Origin of the sequence: Winogradskyella aurantia (assembly GCF_002266855.1) — a bacterium.
GTDB classification, from domain to species: Bacteria; Bacteroidota; Bacteroidia; order Flavobacteriales; family Flavobacteriaceae; genus Winogradskyella; species Winogradskyella aurantia.
Window position 1 is genome coordinate 102,054 of sequence record NZ_NGJN01000002.1, and the last position, 18,554, is coordinate 120,607.

Here is an 18,554-nt window from a genome sequence, read left to right on the forward strand (position 1 = left end):
CCCTCGAAGTTGTAATTTTAACGCATTGAAACTAACAACTTAAACACGCTTAAAATGAAAAAACTAATACTGTTTGCATTTGCATTGACGCTTATATTCTCTGTAAATGCACAAATTGAAACGCCTCAACCAAGTCCGTTTAGTAAGGTAGAACAAAAAGTTGGTTTAACTGACGTTACCTTGGAATATTCTCGGCCAAGTATGAAAGGCAGAACTATTTTTGGGGATTTGGTCCCTTATGGTAAATTATGGCGCCTAGGTGCAAACAAAAATACCATGATTTCTTTCAGTGATGATGTCACAATTGATGGCCAAACACTAAAGGCAGGCTCTTACGCTATATTTGCGACACCAAATGCGACTTCATGGGATGTAGTATTTTATTCAGATACCAACAATTGGGGAACTCCTGCAAAATGGGATGACGCGAAAGTAGCTGCAAAAACAACGGTTGAAACGGCGGAGATGCCTATGAACGTTGAGACCTTTACCATCATGTTTGGAAACTTAACGAGTAATTCGGCCGATCTTGGATTTATCTGGGAAAATACTTATGCTGCAGTAAATCTTGAGGTGCCAACAGATGACATCGTTTCTGCGTCAATCGAGAAAACCATGGCGGGTCCGGCTGCTGCAGATTATTATAATGCTGCTGTATATTACTCTACAGAAGGGAAGGATTTAAAAAAGGCAGAGGAGTGGATGAACAAGGCTATGTCCATGATTGAAAAACCAGGATTTTGGCAGTTGAGACAACAGTCCTTGATTTATGCTAAAATGGGAGACAAGAAAAAGGCCATAGAAATAGCCAAACAATCTCTTGAGGGTGCTAAAGCTGCAGGTAATGCGGACTACATAAAAATGAATACAGAGTCCCTAAAGGAATGGGGGGCCATGTAAACTCCCTTATGCTTTAATATATTGTTTAAAAAACACGACTCCTCAAGAGTCGTGTTTTTTTAGGTATAATCCAGTCCTATTTTGGCTCTGACCTTATCTAATATATGGATGAGTTGCCTACTGGTTTCAAAGGGCATAATGGGACTTTCCGTTTTGCCTTGTCGCAATAAGGTATTGAAATGTTCAATTTCGTAGTTGTAACCGAATCGCGTACAGTTAAAATCCTTGGTTTTATAATCCCCATTACCTGATATTAGAGTTACGGTAGTCGGTTGGTGGAAGCGTCCATTCATCTTAATTAGGCCACGCTCACAATGGAAAATTGCCTCAGTTTTTGTCTCTTCTAAAAAGGTACTTTTAAGAATAGCCTGTGCATCATCGTAATTGAATTCCATGGTGCAGGTAGCATCAGTACCATTAGGGAAATACGTAGCCTCTGCGGTTATGGATTTTGGAACTCCAAGGGTTGAAAGGGCCGCAAAGACAGGATAAATACCAATATCCAAAAGACTGCCTCCCCCAAGTGATTTTTTAAATACTCTGGACGTTTCGTCATATTCTGGATTAAACCCAAAGTCGGCTTCAAGTTTAAGGACTTTTCCAAAATGGCCATTTTTTACAAGATTTAGGACATATTGAAAATGAGGTAGGAACATGGTCCACATCGCTTCCATCAATAAGGTGTTGTTGGCTTTTGAACCCTCAATCATAGCGTCAACCTCCTCCAGGTTCATAGCAAATGGTTTTTCACAGAGCACCGCCTTGTGTTGGGCTAAGGCCAGTAAACTATGCGGTTTATGAAAGCTGTGTGGTGTGGCGATATAAATTGCATCAATTCCGCTATCATCTACTAAGGCTTCGTAAGAGCCGTAAGCTTTTTGTGCCTTGTGTGTAAGCGCAAATTGTTTGGCCTTTTCCAAATCTCTTGAGGCAATAGCCAGCAGTTGGCAATTAGAAACACTATTGAGGTCTTCAGCGAACTTAGCGGCAATTCGTCCAGCACCTATAATACCCCAATTGATAGTTTTAGCACTCAAGATTAATACGATTTGGAAAACATAGGCTGAAGCACATGAGCTATTGCAATAACCAAAGTACAGCCAAATAGGTTGAGCCATAAATAGGGCATCCAATCAAGCCACCAACCAACAACCACAATAACTTGAGTTATTAATGCAGATAAGAAGACGGCATTACCCTTAATAGGCTTAAAGAAAAAGGCCAGCAGAAAAATACCTAAAACGTTCCCGTAGAAAATTGAACCGATAATATTTACAAGCTGAATAAGGTTTTCCGCTAAATTGGCAAAACATGCAATTATAATCGCAATAATTCCCCATGCTAATGTAAACCACTTCGTTACCTTAACCATATGGTCTTCACTTTTATCTTCCTTTTGGTTCCTGCCGTACAAATCCATAGAGGTGATGGTGGCCAAAGCATTTATTTCTGAGGCCGTAGAGGACATAGCTGCAGATAATATTACGGCCAACAATAATCCGATAAGCCCAGTTGGTAAGTAGTTTAGTATAAAGGTAATGAACATATAGTCCCTGTCATTGGTTTGCGTGTCCTTAGCCGCATACTTATACAATTCATCAATCTCTGTTTTGGTATTATTATAGGCTTCGGAATTGGGGTTTAAATCCCTTAGACTTGTTTCGAGTCTTTCGTAGTTTTGGGCGTATTCTGAATCAATGGCTTTCTTTATAAGAAACTTGGCTTTTAGGCGGTAGTTTTTGTCTAGGCTGTCCAGTTGAGCCAATTGCATGATAAGACTTTCATTTTTTTGTTTGGCCAAAACAAGGCTAGTCGCTTGTTTTTTGTTGTAAAGAATAGTCTGTTTTTTTTGAAGTGCTTTGTATTCGGCAGCATAATCTGAGGCCAAAACCGTTTGGGTTGATGCATCAATAAAATTTAGAGGGGCATTGTTAAATTGGTAAAAGACAAATACCATAACACCTACCAAAAGGATAAAAAATTGCATGGGTACTTTCAGTAAACCGTTAAATAAAAGTCCCATTTGCATTTCCTTAATCGATTTTCCCGATAGATAGCGCTGCACCTGGCTTTGGTCTGTACCAAAGTAGGATAAGGCTAGGAAGGTGCCACCGATAAGGCCCGACCAAACGGTATACCGATTATCCAAATCAAACGAAAAATCGAGAACCTGCATTCTGCCTGTGGCACCTGCAATATCAATGGCATCTACAAAACTTACCTCTTTAGGAATTAGGTCGACAACAACAAATAGCGCGGCTAGCATCCCTGCGAAGATCACAAACATTTGCTGTTTTTGAGTTACCGTAACGGCTTTGGTGCCACCAGAAACCGTGTAAATGATCACCAAAACCCCAATGATAATATTTAGGGTTATAATATTCCAACCAAGAACTACGGAAAGAATAATAGCTGGGGCGAAAATGGTGATACCAGCCGCTAATCCCCGTTGGATTAGAAATAGCGCAGCTGTTAGACTTCTTGTTTTTAAATCGAATCGATTTTCCAGAAATTCGTAGGCGGTGTATACCTTCAGTCGGTGGTAGATTGGAATAAATACCAGGCATATAATAATCATGGCTATAGGTAAGCCAAAGTAAAACTGTACAAAGCCCATACCATCTGAGAAGGCTTGCCCTGTTGTAGATAAAAAAGTAATGGCACTGGCCTGGGTGGCCATAACAGATAGGCCAATAGTCCACCATTGGGACGTATTTCCGCCTTTAATATAATCTTGAGCGCTTTTCCTTCCCCTGGTTTTCCATGTACCGTAACCGACAATAAAAAGTAAGGTTGCCGCTAATACAGTCCAGTCAATCCAATTTAAGGTTTGAAACATTTTAAGCGAATGAGGCCGTTATGAAGTAAAACAAAACAATATACAGTGCATTTGCTACGAGCACAATAGTATACATCTTATCCCATTTTTGTTTTGGTTCTTGGTCTTGGTCGTTGTGCATAATAATCAATTTAAAGGATTAGTTTTTTAATCATTGAGGAATGTATTTGCCTGCTGACAGCAGATTGGCAAAAAGGCGATAAGCCCCAGAGACTCCGGCGGGAAATTCCCTAAAAAAGCTCAGGCCTGTATAGATGTAATTACCTTTACCATAACTGGCGATAAGCAAACTACCTTCCTTGGTAGATTCGCCTTTATCCTTCATGGCCAAGAGCGGTGTGAATTCAGCAGCCCAGCTATCAGGAAAATATAAGCCGCGCTCTTGAACCCATCCCTCAAAATCTTCTTCAGTGATTTTATTTGGCCAATTTAAAATGGGATGCTCCGGGTTTAGTATAGTGACCTTAGCATTTTCATCGGTGACCCTATCTCTTGAAAGATTCAGCTCATAAGGTGCTAATTCGTTTGTTTTAATACCTCGACTTGTGTTGTATTGGATAATGAGGTTGCCGCCTTCTTTGACGTAATCTAAAAGAAACCGTTGCTTGAACCTTAATTCGTCTAAAATATTGTAGGCACGAATCCCAACTACTACAGCATCAAATTTAGAAAGGTAATCGGCAGAAATAGCGTCTGGCTTAATAATGGTGACATTATAGCCAATTTGTCTTAAGCTCTCTGGAATAACATCGCCAGCACCTTCAATATAACCGATATTATCACCGCGCTTTTCAATATTGAGTCTTACAACCTTGCTTTCACTTGGGATGAGAACAGTTTGAAAGGGAATATGTTCATAATCAATTTCAATCCGTTCGTCAGTGTAATAGGTGCCGTCTACATTAACCATCGGGGATATTTTACCCTCGCTCTGTGTGTTAGGCGGAATTAAGGTAAACACAACCTTTTGGATATCGTCCTTGTTTGTAATAGTTATAGGTTGAATTTCTGGATGTACCTCCCAATCATTAGGATGGGCTAGGGACACCATGCCTTGAAGATTATTTTTACCGGCTTTAACCGTTACAGTTATATCTTTAGGTTTGGAATCTTCAAAAATTATAACATTACCATCTATACTTGCTGTAGCGGGTGGAATAATTTCAAATGGCCTGTAAAGCTCACCTTTATCAGGTTTGGAAAACCGATGAATAACCGCTTTGGTGATGGTTATGGGTGTGCCTTCAACCAATAGATTGAAATCGACGTAAAGTGCTCGCGGTGTCTCGGGTAATCCAATCCATTCCTGTTTATCGACATAATACATGCCCAGACTACTTTTTTTATTTACCCAATACGGAGCAGTGTAGTCCATGTTTTGAGGTATACTTAATTGATCTTCAAAGTTGAATCGTTGGTTTTCCGTTAAAATTATATTTTTTGAAATGCCGTCATCAAAGGTTGAAAACCTGTATGATGCCAAACGTATATCTTTCTGGCTTCGGTTTAAGACTTCGATACTGAGGTCAATATTTGACGATGGTGAGGTTGTTGGTGTGCTTGCCGATGCTTCCAAATAAAGCCCTGCACAAGCTTCAATAATCCTTAATAACTCTTGCGACTTTATCGTTTTCCAGTGCTTATCCTCTATGCTTTGAAGTAACCTATAGGCTTTAACCAATTCTGGTATATGACTAGCGGGATCTATAAAATTAAAATTGGCTTCAACACCTTTTAAAATTGCACCAATTGCCTTTCCGCCCTTAACTCTAGTCCATGAAATGTCAATGCCTGAAAAGGGATTGTAGTTGTCAGCTAAAGGGTCACCTTTTAAAAATTCAATAAATTCCTCTTGACTACCGCGTTGTGACAAACGACCGAAACCTTGGCACAAGTGCTGGCTGCTGGCTAGAGCAGCAACTTCATTATTTGATAGACCCTTTGTAGGATAATACACTCCGATGTCAAAATTAATTAAATTGCCCTTATCAGCTTCCTCAAACTTTTCCCTACTACCGTAAAACCACCAGGAGGTATTAAAAAATAAACGTTTAGGTTGCCAAGTTTCCGTTAAATTGAGTTGAGATGGGTACTTGTTTGGATTATTGGCCAAATCAAAGGCTTCTACACTTAACATGGCGGAGCTGGTATGATGGCCATGTGTTCGACCTGGTGTACGATGGTCAAAGCGATTGATGATAATATCGGGCTTAAATTGTCTTATGGCCCAAACGACATCTGCTAAAACCTCATCCTTATCCCAAATTGATAGTGTTTCATCAGGATGTTTGGAGTATCCAAAATCATTGGCCCTAGTAAATCGTTGTTCACCGCCGTCAATGCGTCTTGCCGCAAGTAGTTCTTGTGTTCTAATAACACCTAGCAATTCCCTAATTTCCGGTCCAATAAGGTTTTGGCCACCATCACCGCGAGTCAGCGATAAATAGGCTGTCCGGGCTTTGACTTCATTGGACATGTACGAAATGAGCCGCGTATTTTCATCATCGGGATGCGCGGCCACATATAAAACAGAAGCCAATACATTCAGTTTTTGTACAGCTTCATATATTTCTGAAGAATTAAGCTTTTTGGGTTGTTGGGCCCCAACAGACAATATACTGCATAGAAAAATAAGCAGGCCTAGTCTTAGTTGATACATGCGTGTCGGTTTGTTACCTTTCAAATATATAAAAGATAGCTAGGCGAGTTGGGCTTTTTAATTTTATTTAACGTTGAATTATGAAATGTAATGCAGTGGTTCAGGACTCCAACTTTATACTTCCAAGGCTCTAGAACAATTATTACCTCTCCAATAGATTGCTCTTTTTCTTGAGCAAATCAATTTATGTAAGGTCTTTTTAATCTTACAACCATTTTTTCCGTTTAAAGTAAATGAGCATACCTAAAAACAATACGATCATAATACCCCACAGGATAAAGTAACTATATCTATAATGAAGTTCAGGCATATGTTCAAAATTCATACCGTATATACCAGCAATAAAGGTCAAGGGAATGAAAATTGTAGCGATGATCGTAAGGACTTTCATAACCTCGTTCATCCGGTTGCTAATACTGGTCATGTACATATCCATTAAACCCCAAATCATTTCACGGTAGATATCAATGTTTTCTGACACTTGGATAAGGTGGTCGTAGATATCCCTATAGTAGGTGATCGTACGCTGATATATCAAGGTGTGGTCGCCTTTTTCGATTCTGTTGATAATTTCCCGTAATGGAAAAATGGCACGACGTACTTTTAGGATTTCATGTTTAAGCTTTTGTACTTCCATGCTTACATCTTCTCTAGTAGCACCGGTAAATAGCTCTAATTCTAAATCCTCAATTTTATTTCCAAGGGTTTCGATAATAATAAAGTAATGGTCTACTACCGCGTCAATGAGCGCGTAGAGCAAATAATCCGATTTAAGCGTACGGATACGACCTTTAGAATAACGTAAACGTTCCCTAATGGTGTTGAAGACGTCGCCTTCCGCTTCTTGAAAGGACAACACATAATTTTTACCTAATACTAAGCTAACCTGTTCTATTACGATATTTTCTTTATCGTCGTAATACAGCATTTTAAGTACAACGAAAATGTAATCTTCATACTCGTCAATTTTTGGGCGCTGACCCGTGTTAACGATATCTTCCAAGACTAGTGGATGAAGACTATATTGCTGACCAATCTGTTCAATTTCTTGAATGTAATTTAAGCCGTTAATGTTTATCCACGTTACGGAATCAGTATCCTTAAATGGTGCTGCTTCCTCAATGTTCAGTAAGACGGTTTCTTCAAGCGTGTCTTTGGTATAGTCAAAACACTCAATTACCAGTTTATTGGTTGATTTTTTCCCGGTATAAATTAATGTTCCCGGAACTTGTCCGATTTTCTTTTTGTAATGCGATGTACGTTTTTTACCCATAGCATTTAAAATTACAAAATGCTATTGTCATCTAAAGCATCTTTTTGAATTAGTGTTACGGCTTTTTGCAATATTAAATTATTAGGATAGGTCACAAGGTCCCCACCATCCTCTCTAAGATGAAGCTGAAAAGCGCGTATATCCTCTATAACCGCTTCAATCGGATAATCCTTGTCATGAATACGAATCTTGTCTCCCACTTTGTAAGGAAAGGAAAAAAACATAATGACGCCCGAGGTAATGTTACTAAGAATAGACCAAATAGCGAACAAACCAATACCGATTACAGCAAAGACCGAGGAAAACAAAAGCGCAATATCACTGGCGTCAACACCTAGAATGAAAGATTCCACAAGCAATGCTAAGGCCACTAAGGTTACAGTGATGTAGCGGCCGATTAGTATGGCACGTGCTTCAGAGGTGCCGCTTTTTTTACCTATTTTTTTTACCGTAAGGACAATGATTTTCCTAATGACAAGTAAAACGATAAGTAGTATGACCGATGAGATAATCTCGGTTAAATAGGTTTGAAAATATTGTACCATGTTAAGCCAATTAAGTCTAAACAAATATACCTAGAATGTTACAATTTTATTCCAATTTTAGCATTTCTCTTAAGCCTTCATTCGCATTGCTATTTTTGGTCCAATAGGCAGATTTGATGCTCTCTAATTTGGTGGCTTTCGTTGTAAGTGTTTTCGAATTTGCGCCGTAGCCGCTAACCGTTGTCTCTTCCCAACCCAAAATATCATAAGGGAAATCAGTATTAAAATTTATTTTTAGGGTTCTGTCTAAATCTGGATAGGTCACGGTATAGCTAGAGTTTTCAAGTGTAGCAAAGGCCTCATACGCTTTTATGGGTTTGTGCCTTAATCTTGTAAATTCTAGGGAAGGTACTATTTGTAGAGTCCCAGTTGGTAAACTTTTAGGGTCAATTCTGAGTTTAGCCCACAATTCATTTTCGGTCCATGTTTTTTCTATCTCATAAGAGGTATCGGCCTCACCTTGGAAGTAGGAGTGTAAAGTGATTTCAAATTTATCCCTGTTATTGAGTTGGGCATAGGTTAACCCGCACCATTCCTGTATTGAGGCAGAGGCCTTAATGGCATGACCGCTATTAGCCACAGGATAAAATGTACTTTGCATGATCGAATACGGGTAGATTCCGGTATTGAAGTTCTTGGTTGCATTTAATTTTAATACGGGAATATTAGTATCACTGTACGTATCTGCTTTTACTTGAGCCTTTGGCAGAAAATCTTCAGTGACAAAAACCAAAACGGCAGTACCGTCCCTCATTTCACCATATCTTGCTTGTTCCAATTTGTATGAGGTTATCTCAGCCTCACCAGCATACCAATAGTCCTTAAACGCATTTGAAAGCGTTGGTTTTGGTCGGTCTATTTTTGTATTTTCCTCTAATTTCAATGCAACATCATTCGAATTGGATGTTTTATCAATACAAGAGTTTAATGTTAAAAAAGTAATTGCAACAACGAAAAGTTTATGGCACGTGTTTAGAGTCATAGCAGAGATTTTAAAACAAAGTTACAATGTTAACCTCCTTATGCAATGGCATTTAACGTTTCATAAAGTAAGTGAGTCGGTAGGCCCACTACGTTGTTGTAAGACCCTTCTATTTTGGTAATTCCTACGGCGCCAATCCATTCTTGTATGCCATAGGCTCCGGCCTTATCTAAGGGTTGGTATTTATCAACATAGAATTTGATTTCTTCATCCTCTAAATTCCTAAAAGTTACCTTGGTGATCGTATTCTTGGTAATTTGAGTTTTTATGGTGGTAATACATATAGAGGTAATTACCTCATGTGTATCACCACTAAGGGTTTTGATCATGTTAAAGGCATCCAGGTCGTTTTTTGGTTTTTCAATCGCACGGTCCTTATGCCACACAATAGTATCAGAAGTAATTAGGATATCCTTTGGACCAAGAGCGTTTTTTAGAGATGCAGCTTTTAACCTTGCCAGATAATCCGTGATGGCCTCTTTACTGAGATGTTCTGGGTACACTTCTTCTACGTCCGGTACTTTTATTTCAAAATCCAATAACATAGATCTAAGGAACTCATGTCGTCGCGGTGATGCGGAGGCCAGGATGAGATTATAAGCTTTAAGTCTATTATGGAGCATAAAAATTATTTGAGGATATATGGATACAATAACATGGATAGCATTCCAGTTAACATAACGAGTTTTAACATTACACTGATATGTGAATATTCGGGTTTTTCCTCTACACTAAATAATTTAATACTGATATAGATTAAAGGGCCAATGACCAGAAGAAGAAAATAACCAACGACTTCAACCTGCTTGAATAAATAGGTAATGACATAATATATGACGGCTAAAATAGGAATTAAGGAGAGTGTAAATATAATTTTATTAGCCCGATTCCTTCCTAAAACAATGGGCAAGGTTTGTAAACCGACTTTATAATCACCTTTAATATCTTCCATATCCTTAACCAACTCCCTTATGAGATTAATACTAAATGCAAAGACGGCATAGTCTAAAATAATTTTGAAAAAGGTGATTTGAACCGCCCTGTTACTTGGGTTGATTGTTGGTAACAATTCAAAAACCCCAACCAGCAGTATGCTTAAGGCCACCATGAGTGATACTGTTATATTTCCAACTATGGGCAATTGCTTTAAGTAAGACGAGTACAAGTAAAGCAAAGCTGAGGCAATAAAGAAGATCACAAAAAAACCGGATTGGCCTATGCCATTAGACAGATAAAACCCTAAACCAACGCCTATGATGTTTAAGCCAATAAAGACATATGTCGCTTTTTTTTCCGAAATGTATCTATTGATAATAACCTTGTGAGGTTTGTTGACCTTATCGGCCTCAATATCATAAATGTCATTAATAATATACCCAGCCGCTGCGATACAAACCGTAGCGAAAACCAAAAGAAAAAAAGCTAAAGGACTAAGCGTTGTAACCACACCATGACTTTCAAAAAAGGGTAGTAGCAAGGCATATTTAACAAGTATTTGGACCAAGGCGATGAGTGCCAGATTTTTCCATCGGATTAAATTGAGAAAATGAATCATGCTAAAATTAACGGGATATAATTTGATTGATAAGGTAATAGGCTGTATAGGCTACACCTGCAAAAACAACAAGGCTGATAATGGCTGTTCTAATAAAAAGTTGACGTTCTTGCTTGCGTATTTTTTCTTTTATTTTTTCTTTTTCGGCTTTGGTTAAATCCTTGTGCAGGAATTCCATTTTATAGTGCAGATGCGCTTCAAGGTCTAGCTTTTCCTTATAAACAGAAAAAGGGGTACTGGTTTTTTGATTAAAGGTCTTTTGGTCATTGCCAAATCCTATATACCCAAAACCAGTACTATGTCTTCTGCCTCTTCGTCCCATAGCCTCAGTCGTATTGAGCGTCAAAATTACCGTTCCACTTATTTTGAACTTTTAAAACCTGTTCAATGACATCTCTTGCCGCACCTTTACCACCGTTTTTATGTGATACATATTTTGAGATAGCCTTAATTTCTGGTGCTGCATCTTGTGGGCAACAGGGTAAACCAACAGCCTTCATGGCTATGAAATCAGGAATATCGTCACCCATAAACAAAACATTTTCAGGTTTAATTGAATGGAGGTCGAGATAGGCGTTGAGTTGTTCTATTTTATTATGTACACCAAGATAAATATCAGTGAGTCCTAAGCCCTTGAGCCGTAATCTTACCCCTTCATTGGATCCGCCAGAAATGACACATACGTGAAAGCCACTATCTACTGCTGTCTTTAAGGCAAAACCATCTTTGATACTCATTGTGCGAAGCATTTCCCCTTTCGTGGTTACGGTTATGCTGCCATCCGTTAAAACACCATCGACATCAAATATAAATGTAGTGATATCCGCAAGATATTCTTTATAACTTTTATCGTTGTCCATGTGTCTTTTTTATTGAAGCAGTTAACAATTCGTAAATTGCCTTGTGTTGTTCGTTTTCCAATAGCTTTAGGTGACGCTTAATCGTTTTCTTGTCATTTCGTTTTGCAGGTCCGGTTTGTGCCATATAAGGTGACATATATTGAACTTTTCGTGCTGTTTCTAATATTAACGGCTTCAATATATCAAAATTTATGCTTTTAGCATCGCTTATTTCATGAGCTACTCTATAGAGTTGGTTCACGAAATTATTTACAAAAACTGCAGACAGATGCAAGGTTTGTCGTTGTTCAGTATTGATTTTGTATGTTTTGCAGTGCAAAGATGAGGCTAGTTCCTGAAGTATTTTTAAGTTAGGTTTTTCTAGAACCTCAATACAGATGGGTATTTCACTAAAGGTTAAGTCAGCATCCTTGGAAAAGCTCTGTAATGGATAAAATACGGCACGCTGGTGTTTTTTATCCAAGTCGTGTATGGAAGCGCTTCCTGAACAATGCGCTACAAGCCGATTGTCGAAGGGCAGCTTTTCCGATAGTTTTGAGATGGCATCATCGCTAACAGCTAACAGATAGATATCTGCTTGCTTTAAATCATTTAGATGGTCTGTGATATGGGTGTCGTTGGCATACGACGAAATTTTGTCGATGGAACGGCTATACCATTGAAGCACATCAATATTGGCACTCTCCTTAAACGCTCTGTAAAGATGTGAAGCAACATTTCCTGCACCGAGTAAAACTACTGAAATCATGGTGTAAAAATACTAAGTTTTTTACGGTGCCACAGAATTAGATGCATTTTTATACAATGAAAATGTAGGAGGCTATTCAAGTTTGTAACTTTGTGCTTTTAATAACCAAAACCAAACGAAAAATGAAACTAATTAAGGAATTTAAGGAATTTGCAGTGAAGGGCAATATGATAGATATGGCTGTCGGTATCATTCTGGGAGCCGCTTTCAATAGCGTTGTTGACGTCTTGGCCAAACAGGTCTTATTACCGCCAATCTCCCTTCTTTCTGAAGGGGTGAATTTCGCTGAAAAAAAACTTGTTTTGCGCGATGCTGTTGCAGATGCCTCTGGTAAAATAACTACTTCTGAAGTTGCTATTGCCTATGGTCAATTGGCCGAGGTATTTCTCGATTTTATTATCATAGGGATTACAGTGTTTATGGTGGTTAAATTTATGAATAGACTAAGAACTAAGGCCCAAGATGTTGAAGAAAGCAGTGTTGTAACACCCAAGGATATTGAATTGCTATCAGACTTAAAAAAATTGATGGAAGAACAGAACAAATTGCTAAAAGCTAATATTTCAAAGTAGACCCTCTATTTTCAAGAAATTTAACACCTTTTGAAGGTGTAAAACATTTATTCAAATAGACAAAAAGCCTTATCTTTGCACGAGCTTAAAATAAGCAATCTGCTATGCAAAAGAAAATCGCGAATTTCCTATTTTCAACTAAACTAACTGCTGTCTTATTTATCGTTTTCGCTGTTGCTATGGCAGCAGGAACTATACTGGACAGAAACATGGAAACGTCTCCAACGCCTTACACAAGACAATTGATATACAATGCCTGGTGGTTTGAAGCTATTATGGTATTTTTTGTTATCAATTTTGTAGGTAATATTTTTAGATTTCGTTTACTGCGTAAGGAAAAATGGGCCACCCTAACATTGCACCTTGCCTTTATCCTAATCTTGGTAGGTGCCTTTATTACACGATACATAGGTTATGAAGGTATAATGTCTATTAGGGAAGGCGCTACTGAAAGTCAATTTTTATCGCAGAAAACCTACATTACAGCCTATGTGGTTGGGGATTACAAAAAAGATGGTGTGCTTCAGCGTTACAATTTTCAGCGAGAAGTGGATTTTTCGCCCCGCCTGGATAACGAATTTGATGAGACCATCACTTACGATAATACGGAAGTTAATTTTAAACTTGAAAAGTTTGTAAAGGGAGCAGAAAAGGACATTGTGCCCAATGAAACAGGAGAATCTTATCTTAAAATCGTAGAAGCAGGTGATGGGCGTCCACATAATCATTTTTTAAAGGATGGTGAAATCTCTAATCTTCACAATGTTCTCATTTCTCTCAATAAATTTCAAGAGGGTGCTATAAATATCACCACTACGGATGAAGGGATTTTCATTAAGTCTCCATTTGAAGGGGAGTACATGACCATGGCTACTGGAGCCACTGGCAAGGTTGTTAAAGATAGTCTACAGCCACTGAGATTGCGATCTCGCTATGTGATAGGAAACATGCAATTGGTATTTCCTAAACCTGTTGTTAAAGGAACTTTTGATATTTTGAAGAAGCCTGTCATCTTAAAAAGTGACGAAGACGGTATTGTTTTAGATGTAACTGCAAATGGCCAAACCAAAAAGGTGAACCTACTAGGTGGTAAGGGTTCCTATAATGGTTTTGAGGAAATTGAGGTTGGCGGTTTGGAGATAGCATTACAGTATGGGTCTAGGGTAGAGCAGCTACCTTTTAAAATAAAATTAAATGATTTCATAGCTGAGAAATATCCTGGAACCGAAAATGCGTATTCTTCATATGAAAGTAAGATAACGGTATTGGATGAGGAGGCAGGTGATTTTGACTATCATATCTACATGAACCATATCTTGGATCATAAAGGCTATCGCTTTTTTCAGGCGAGTTTTGATCCCGATGAAAAAGGTACCGTACTTTCTGTCAATCATGATAAATGGGGGACATTAGTCACTTATGCAGGTTACCTATTACTTTATTTTGGTTTAATGGCTATTCTCTTTGCCAAACACACACGCTTTGATGATTTGCGCAAAATGCTCAATAAGCTTAAGGTTAAGAAAGCTAAGATAGCTACTGTATTAGCCTTGTTTTTAAGTTTAGCGGCATTTGGTCAAGAGCATTCTGAAAATGACGGGCACGACCACACAGCTCCGCAAAAGCCTTTAAGAGAGCAGATTGATTCTATTTTACGAGAGAACATTACACCAAAAGCCCATGCTGACAAGTTTGCAGAATTGGTCATTCAAGACTACAGTGGCCGTATGATGCCAATGCATACCTATGCTTCTGAGATGCTCAGAAAAATAAGTAAAAGTGATGTCTATGGTGAATTCAATGCGACTCAGATATTTCTATCCATTCAAGAATCCCCCATGCTGTGGTACAATGTGCCCATTATTTACCTCAAGCCTAGAAAGGCGGACTCCATAAGAACTATAATTGGTGTAGATTACGATCAGAAGTATGTAAGCTTATTGGATTTCTTTACGCCTCAAGGGCGCAATAAGCTAGGACCTTACATAGAAGAATCCTTTAAGGCGCAAGTGCCGAATGGATTTCAAAAAGAGGTGAAAGAAACTTATGGTAGGCTTAGTTTACTGTCCGATGCTATAGAAGGACGTTCTGTTAAGATATTTCCAGTTCCAGAAGACGAAAACAATAAATGGATTTCTGCTTTTGAATACCGAAAGGAAGGCTACAAGGATGTTATAAAGGATTCCCTCTATGGCAATTTCGTGAACAAGGGATTTAGCTTTTATTTAATGACTTTAAATAATGCAAAGCAGACGGGGGATTTTACAAATGCGAATAAATTATTAGAGGATTTTAAAAAGACCCAAAAAAAATTAGGTGCGGAGGTCATGCTATCTGACGATAAGGTTAAAACAGAAATTCTTTATAATAAATATGATATTTTTAAGAAGCTCTTCAGCTGGTATATGTATGCTGGTACCTTGCTATTTATCCTATTGATTGTTCAGATTTTTAAATCTAACAGTAAGGGCATCAATATTAGTGTCAAGGTTTTTAAAGTTATTATTCTTGGTTTGTTCTTGTTACATACTACGGGTCTTGTTGTGAGATGGTATCTTTCAGGCCATGCACCTTGGAGTGATGCTTATGAATCTATGATTTATGTCGCCTGGGCAACCATGTTGTTCGGTCTCTTGTTTGGACGAAAAAGTGATTTAACCATTGCGGCAACGGCCTTTGTGACTTCAATTATTTTGATGGTTGCACATTGGAATTGGATGGATCCGGCCATTGCCAATCTAGAACCCGTTCTTCAGGGCTACTGGTTGATGATACACGTTGCGGTTATTGTTGCGAGTTATGGGCCTTTTACATTGGGCTGGGTTTTGGGAATTGTGGCCTTACTTCTAATGCTGTTTACTACTACCAAGAATAAGGAAAAGATGAAGCTTAACCTCAAGGAACTCACCGTTATAAATGAAATGGCCTTAACAGTTGGCTTGGTAATGTTAACCATTGGAAACTTCTTAGGGGGTATGTGGGCCAATGAGAGTTGGGGACGTTACTGGGGCTGGGACCCAAAAGAAACTTGGGCGCTTATAAGTATCATGATTTATGCTTTTGTTATTCACATGCGATTGATTCCAGGTTTACGTGGAAGATGGCTATTTAATCTTATGGCGGTCTTAGCCTTCTGTAGTATATTAATGACCTACTTTGGGGTTAATTTTTACCTATCCGGATTACACGCATATGCGAGTGGTGACCAAATAATAAGCTTTCAGTTCATTGCTATTTATCTGGCTGCAATAGCCATTTTGGCTGCTTTAGCGTATAGAAAGTATAAGTTGCATTACAAATAGACATAAAATTTTCCTACAAGATTTTAAATATCTACAGACTATTTTTAGTAACTTGAAACCGTAACTAAAGAATAACAATGGAATATTTCAAAAAATTAGGAACGGGTAACCTACTGATGTTGATTTTGTGCGCGATTATAATTCTTGTTGCAGAGTACTTATTTTTAACCGGTGATCAATATCATGGAATATTTGTTGGCCTTTGGGCACCGACATTACTTGGCGTGATGATTTACTTAAAGCTTGTAGATCATGGTGGCAAATGATATCGTTTTTTGGTTTTCTGTAATTGTTATCGCTCTGGTCGCTATTTGGGCCATTCTAATGATTCGTGCATACAACAAGGCGAGTAGAAATGACTAGATTGTTATAATGGTATAGCACTTAAATGTCTACTGCTTCGTCACTTTTCCAAAACATAGTTTCCAATAACTAAAGCGTCTAAGCCAGTAGAGTAGAAGCAACGCAATGCGTCTTTTGGCGATTCTACAACTGGTTCACCTTGGATATTAAAGCTCGTATTTAACACTACAGGTACGCCTGTTTTTTGCCCCAGAGTTTCAATGAGTTTATGATAGAGAGGGTTTGTAGTTTTGTTTACCGTTTGCAATCTCGCTGTGCCATCCACATGCGTAACAGCTGGGATAACATCCTGTTTTTCTTTGTAGACATTACAAACTTTAAGCATAAAAGGCGCTTCTACGGTTAAATCAAAATAGTCTTTATAGGATTCTACCAAAGCAGATGGCGCAAAGGGTCTGTAAGCTTCTCTATGTTTTACCTCAGCATTAATTTTATCTTTCATGTCCGGGAAAGCTGGATTCGCTAAGATGCTTCGGTTCCCTAAGGCTCTAGGCCCAATCTCCATAGAACCCTGAAACCAGCCTATAATTTTTCCTTCGGCTAAAAGTGAGGCCGCTTTTTCCGTAATATTCTCAAAATGTGTAGCTTTTAATTTGGCACCATCAATAGCTGCCTTTATCTCTTCGTTTTTATAGGAGGTACCTACGTATGGATTGTCGTGAACAAATGTTCTCGGTTGCTTAAGAATGCCATTGTACAAATAGAACGCAGCACCAAGTGCGGTGCCATTATCACCTGCAGCAGGCATCACATAAACATCTTTGAAGGGCGTCTCTCTTACAATTCTGCCATTCATAACACTATTTAGAGATACACCACCTGAAATTACCAAGTAGTCGGCTTTGGTTGTTTTGTGCAAAAGATTACAAATTTCCAATACCTTGTTTTCTAAGACTTTTTGGAATGCGGCGGCGACATTGAGGTGATTGGCCTCAAATTCGCCATCTTGTGCTCTTGGACTACCAAAAATCTCTAAAAACTTTTTTGAGTATAACTCCTTGATTAAATATTGATAATTAAAATAGGATAGGTCTACCTTGATTTGACCTTTAGAATTAACCGCAACCATTTTGTCAACTTCTTTTTCAAAAACACTGGGGTCACCCATAGGTGCTAATCCCATGGTCTTGCCTTCGTCATAATTGGGCTTAAAGCCACAAAACTGTGTTACGGTTTCGTAAAAAGAGCCCAGTGAATCTGGAAAGAAACTCTCACTGATTTTGTCAACTTTATTGCCTTCGCCATAACCTACCCAAGTTGATGCCCATTCACCAGAGCCATCAATACCTAATAAGGCCGCCTTTTTATAGGGTGAAACAAAAAAAGAACCTGCCACATGGGTTAAATGGTGTTCTATAAAATGAATTTGAGGTTTGTGCTTCCCATTAAAAGTTTTATTGTACCAAATCTTAAAACGTCTTTGTTTGGCATATGCATTGACGACATGATGACCAAAAAAGGGCATAAAAAGTTTCAAATGCTTTAAAACGAATACCACTTTTTTAAACCAATGCGTTTGAGGCTTGATGGAGACGGCGATATGATCAATATCATCATAATCCAACCTAGAAATGGCTAAACATCTCTTGATAGCTCTTTCGGGAAATGCTTGCGTATGCTTGTCTCTATTAAGTCGCTCTTCTTCAATAGCGGCTATTAACTTCCCATCCTTAACAATACAGGCTGTTGAATCATGAAAATAATAATTTAAACCTAGAATTACCATAACAATAAATTTGGAAGAGCAATTAAGGAAAATAAAATGAATTAGATTATTATTTTCTACCATTTAATAATTTTCTCGTTGAAGGCTTCTGTCCTCAAATGAAAAGAGTCGTTATGAGTATAAAGCTTTTAAGGATTACGCAAAGGATAGTAATAACTTTAGTCTCTCGTATTCCCTTTACCGAAGTCATATTTTCTATGAGTTGGTGCTAACTTTATAAGTGAAACTAC

At 38.3% G+C, this 18,554-nt stretch carries 16 protein-coding genes; 4 read left to right on the plus strand and 12 right to left on the minus strand.

Annotated elements, in window-relative coordinates:
• Positions 1 to 54: 54 nt before the first annotated feature.
• A complete protein-coding gene (locus tag CA834_RS03830) occupies positions 55 to 900 on the plus strand; it encodes a DUF2911 domain-containing protein (RefSeq protein WP_094967354.1) in 846 nt (281 codons plus the stop codon).
• 59 nt (positions 901 to 959) lie between these two features.
• On the opposite strand, the gene CA834_RS03835 is transcribed toward CA834_RS03830, so the two are convergent.
• From CA834_RS03835 to CA834_RS03885, 11 genes are all read right to left on the minus strand, one after another.
• Positions 960 to 1,937 carry a Gfo/Idh/MocA family protein gene (locus tag CA834_RS03835; RefSeq protein ID WP_240507450.1) on the minus strand — a complete coding sequence of 326 codons (978 nt, stop codon included), beginning with the start codon at positions 1,935 to 1,937 and terminating at the stop codon, positions 960 to 962.
• A gap of 2 nt (positions 1,938 to 1,939) precedes the next feature.
• A complete protein-coding gene (locus CA834_RS03840) occupies positions 1,940 to 3,739 on the minus strand; it encodes a sodium:solute symporter (RefSeq protein ID WP_094967356.1) in 1,800 nt (599 codons plus the stop codon).
• A gap of 151 nt (positions 3,740 to 3,890) precedes the next feature.
• Positions 3,891 to 6,398, minus strand: coding sequence for a PIG-L family deacetylase (locus tag CA834_RS03845; RefSeq protein ID WP_094967357.1), 2,508 nt, complete (start codon positions 6,396 to 6,398; stop codon positions 3,891 to 3,893).
• Positions 6,399 to 6,603: 205 nt separating this feature from the next.
• The gene (gene corA, locus CA834_RS03850; protein ID WP_094967358.1) at positions 6,604 to 7,671 is read right to left on the minus strand and encodes a magnesium/cobalt transporter CorA; all 1,068 of its coding nucleotides are present in this window, start codon (positions 7,669 to 7,671) and stop codon (positions 6,604 to 6,606) included.
• 11 nt (positions 7,672 to 7,682) lie between these two features.
• Entirely contained in the window at positions 7,683 to 8,216 is a 534-nt protein-coding gene (locus tag CA834_RS03855; protein WP_094967359.1) for a mechanosensitive ion channel domain-containing protein, read from the minus strand.
• A gap of 46 nt (positions 8,217 to 8,262) precedes the next feature.
• Positions 8,263 to 9,198, minus strand: a complete 936-nt coding sequence (locus CA834_RS03860; protein ID WP_094967360.1) for a septum formation inhibitor Maf — start codon at positions 9,196 to 9,198, stop codon at positions 8,263 to 8,265.
• 38 nt (positions 9,199 to 9,236) lie between these two features.
• The gene (locus tag CA834_RS03865; RefSeq protein WP_094967361.1) at positions 9,237 to 9,821 is read right to left on the minus strand and encodes a Maf family nucleotide pyrophosphatase; all 585 of its coding nucleotides are present in this window, start codon (positions 9,819 to 9,821) and stop codon (positions 9,237 to 9,239) included.
• 5 nt (positions 9,822 to 9,826) lie between these two features.
• Positions 9,827 to 10,753 (minus strand): geranylgeranylglycerol-phosphate geranylgeranyltransferase, encoded by a 927-nt coding sequence (locus CA834_RS03870; protein WP_094967362.1) that lies wholly within the window; start codon positions 10,751 to 10,753, stop codon positions 9,827 to 9,829.
• A gap of 7 nt (positions 10,754 to 10,760) precedes the next feature.
• On the minus strand, positions 10,761 to 11,099 hold the full coding sequence (locus CA834_RS03875) for a hypothetical protein (RefSeq protein WP_206186841.1): 339 nt from the start codon (positions 11,097 to 11,099) through the stop codon (positions 10,761 to 10,763).
• On the minus strand, positions 11,080 to 11,613 hold the full coding sequence (locus CA834_RS03880; RefSeq protein WP_094967364.1) for a KdsC family phosphatase: 534 nt from the start codon (positions 11,611 to 11,613) through the stop codon (positions 11,080 to 11,082). The genes CA834_RS03875 and CA834_RS03880 overlap by 20 nt, the downstream gene beginning before the upstream one ends.
• The gene (locus CA834_RS03885) at positions 11,600 to 12,361 is read right to left on the minus strand and encodes a Rossmann-like and DUF2520 domain-containing protein (protein ID WP_094967365.1); all 762 of its coding nucleotides are present in this window, start codon (positions 12,359 to 12,361) and stop codon (positions 11,600 to 11,602) included. The genes CA834_RS03880 and CA834_RS03885 overlap by 14 nt, the downstream gene beginning before the upstream one ends.
• A 122-nt stretch (positions 12,362 to 12,483) precedes the next feature.
• Here CA834_RS03885 and mscL point away from each other — a divergent pair, with 122 nt between their 5' ends.
• The 3 genes from mscL (at position 12,484) to CA834_RS03900 (ending at position 16,501) form a co-directional block, all read left to right on the plus strand.
• On the plus strand, positions 12,484 to 12,933 hold the full coding sequence (mscL, locus tag CA834_RS03890; protein WP_094967366.1) for a large conductance mechanosensitive channel protein MscL: 450 nt from the start codon (positions 12,484 to 12,486) through the stop codon (positions 12,931 to 12,933).
• Positions 12,934 to 13,037: 104 nt separating this feature from the next.
• Positions 13,038 to 16,235 carry a cytochrome c biogenesis protein CcsA gene (gene ccsA / locus CA834_RS03895; RefSeq protein ID WP_094967367.1) on the plus strand — a complete coding sequence of 1,066 codons (3,198 nt, stop codon included), beginning with the start codon at positions 13,038 to 13,040 and terminating at the stop codon, positions 16,233 to 16,235.
• Positions 16,236 to 16,312: 77 nt separating this feature from the next.
• The gene (locus CA834_RS03900) at positions 16,313 to 16,501 is read left to right on the plus strand and encodes a hypothetical protein (protein ID WP_094967368.1); all 189 of its coding nucleotides are present in this window, start codon (positions 16,313 to 16,315) and stop codon (positions 16,499 to 16,501) included.
• Positions 16,502 to 16,638: 137 nt separating this feature from the next.
• Here CA834_RS03900 and CA834_RS03905 read toward each other — a convergent pair whose 3' ends face one another.
• Positions 16,639 to 18,324, minus strand: a complete 1,686-nt coding sequence (locus CA834_RS03905) for a carbamoyltransferase family protein (RefSeq protein ID WP_094967727.1) — start codon at positions 18,322 to 18,324, stop codon at positions 16,639 to 16,641.
• Positions 18,325 to 18,554: the final 230 nt, after the last annotated feature.

Coding starts and splice junctions, on each gene's coding strand:
- CA834_RS03845 (WP_094967357.1), bottom strand. CDS start 6,398: ATGTATCAACTAAGACTAGGCCTGCTTATTTTTCTATGCAGTATATTG.
- CA834_RS03870 (WP_094967362.1), bottom strand. CDS start 10,753: ATGATTCATTTTCTCAATTTAATCCGATGGAAAAATCTGGCACTCATC.
- CA834_RS03865 (WP_094967361.1), bottom strand. CDS start 9,821: ATGCTCCATAATAGACTTAAAGCTTATAATCTCATCCTGGCCTCCGCA.
- CA834_RS03840 (WP_094967356.1), bottom strand. CDS start 3,739: ATGTTTCAAACCTTAAATTGGATTGACTGGACTGTATTAGCGGCAACC.
- mscL (WP_094967366.1), top strand. CDS start 12,484: ATGAAACTAATTAAGGAATTTAAGGAATTTGCAGTGAAGGGCAATATG.
- CA834_RS03905 (WP_094967727.1), bottom strand. CDS start 18,324: ATGGTAATTCTAGGTTTAAATTATTATTTTCATGATTCAACAGCCTGT.
- CA834_RS03900 (WP_094967368.1), top strand. CDS start 16,313: ATGGAATATTTCAAAAAATTAGGAACGGGTAACCTACTGATGTTGATT.
- corA (WP_094967358.1), bottom strand. CDS start 7,671: ATGGGTAAAAAACGTACATCGCATTACAAAAAGAAAATCGGACAAGTT.
- CA834_RS03830 (WP_094967354.1), top strand. CDS start 55: ATGAAAAAACTAATACTGTTTGCATTTGCATTGACGCTTATATTCTCT.
- CA834_RS03855 (WP_094967359.1), bottom strand. CDS start 8,216: ATGGTACAATATTTTCAAACCTATTTAACCGAGATTATCTCATCGGTC.
- CA834_RS03880 (WP_094967364.1), bottom strand. CDS start 11,613: ATGGACAACGATAAAAGTTATAAAGAATATCTTGCGGATATCACTACA.
- ccsA (WP_094967367.1), top strand. CDS start 13,038: ATGCAAAAGAAAATCGCGAATTTCCTATTTTCAACTAAACTAACTGCT.
- CA834_RS03885 (WP_094967365.1), bottom strand. CDS start 12,361: ATGATTTCAGTAGTTTTACTCGGTGCAGGAAATGTTGCTTCACATCTT.
- CA834_RS03860 (WP_094967360.1), bottom strand. CDS start 9,198: ATGACTCTAAACACGTGCCATAAACTTTTCGTTGTTGCAATTACTTTT.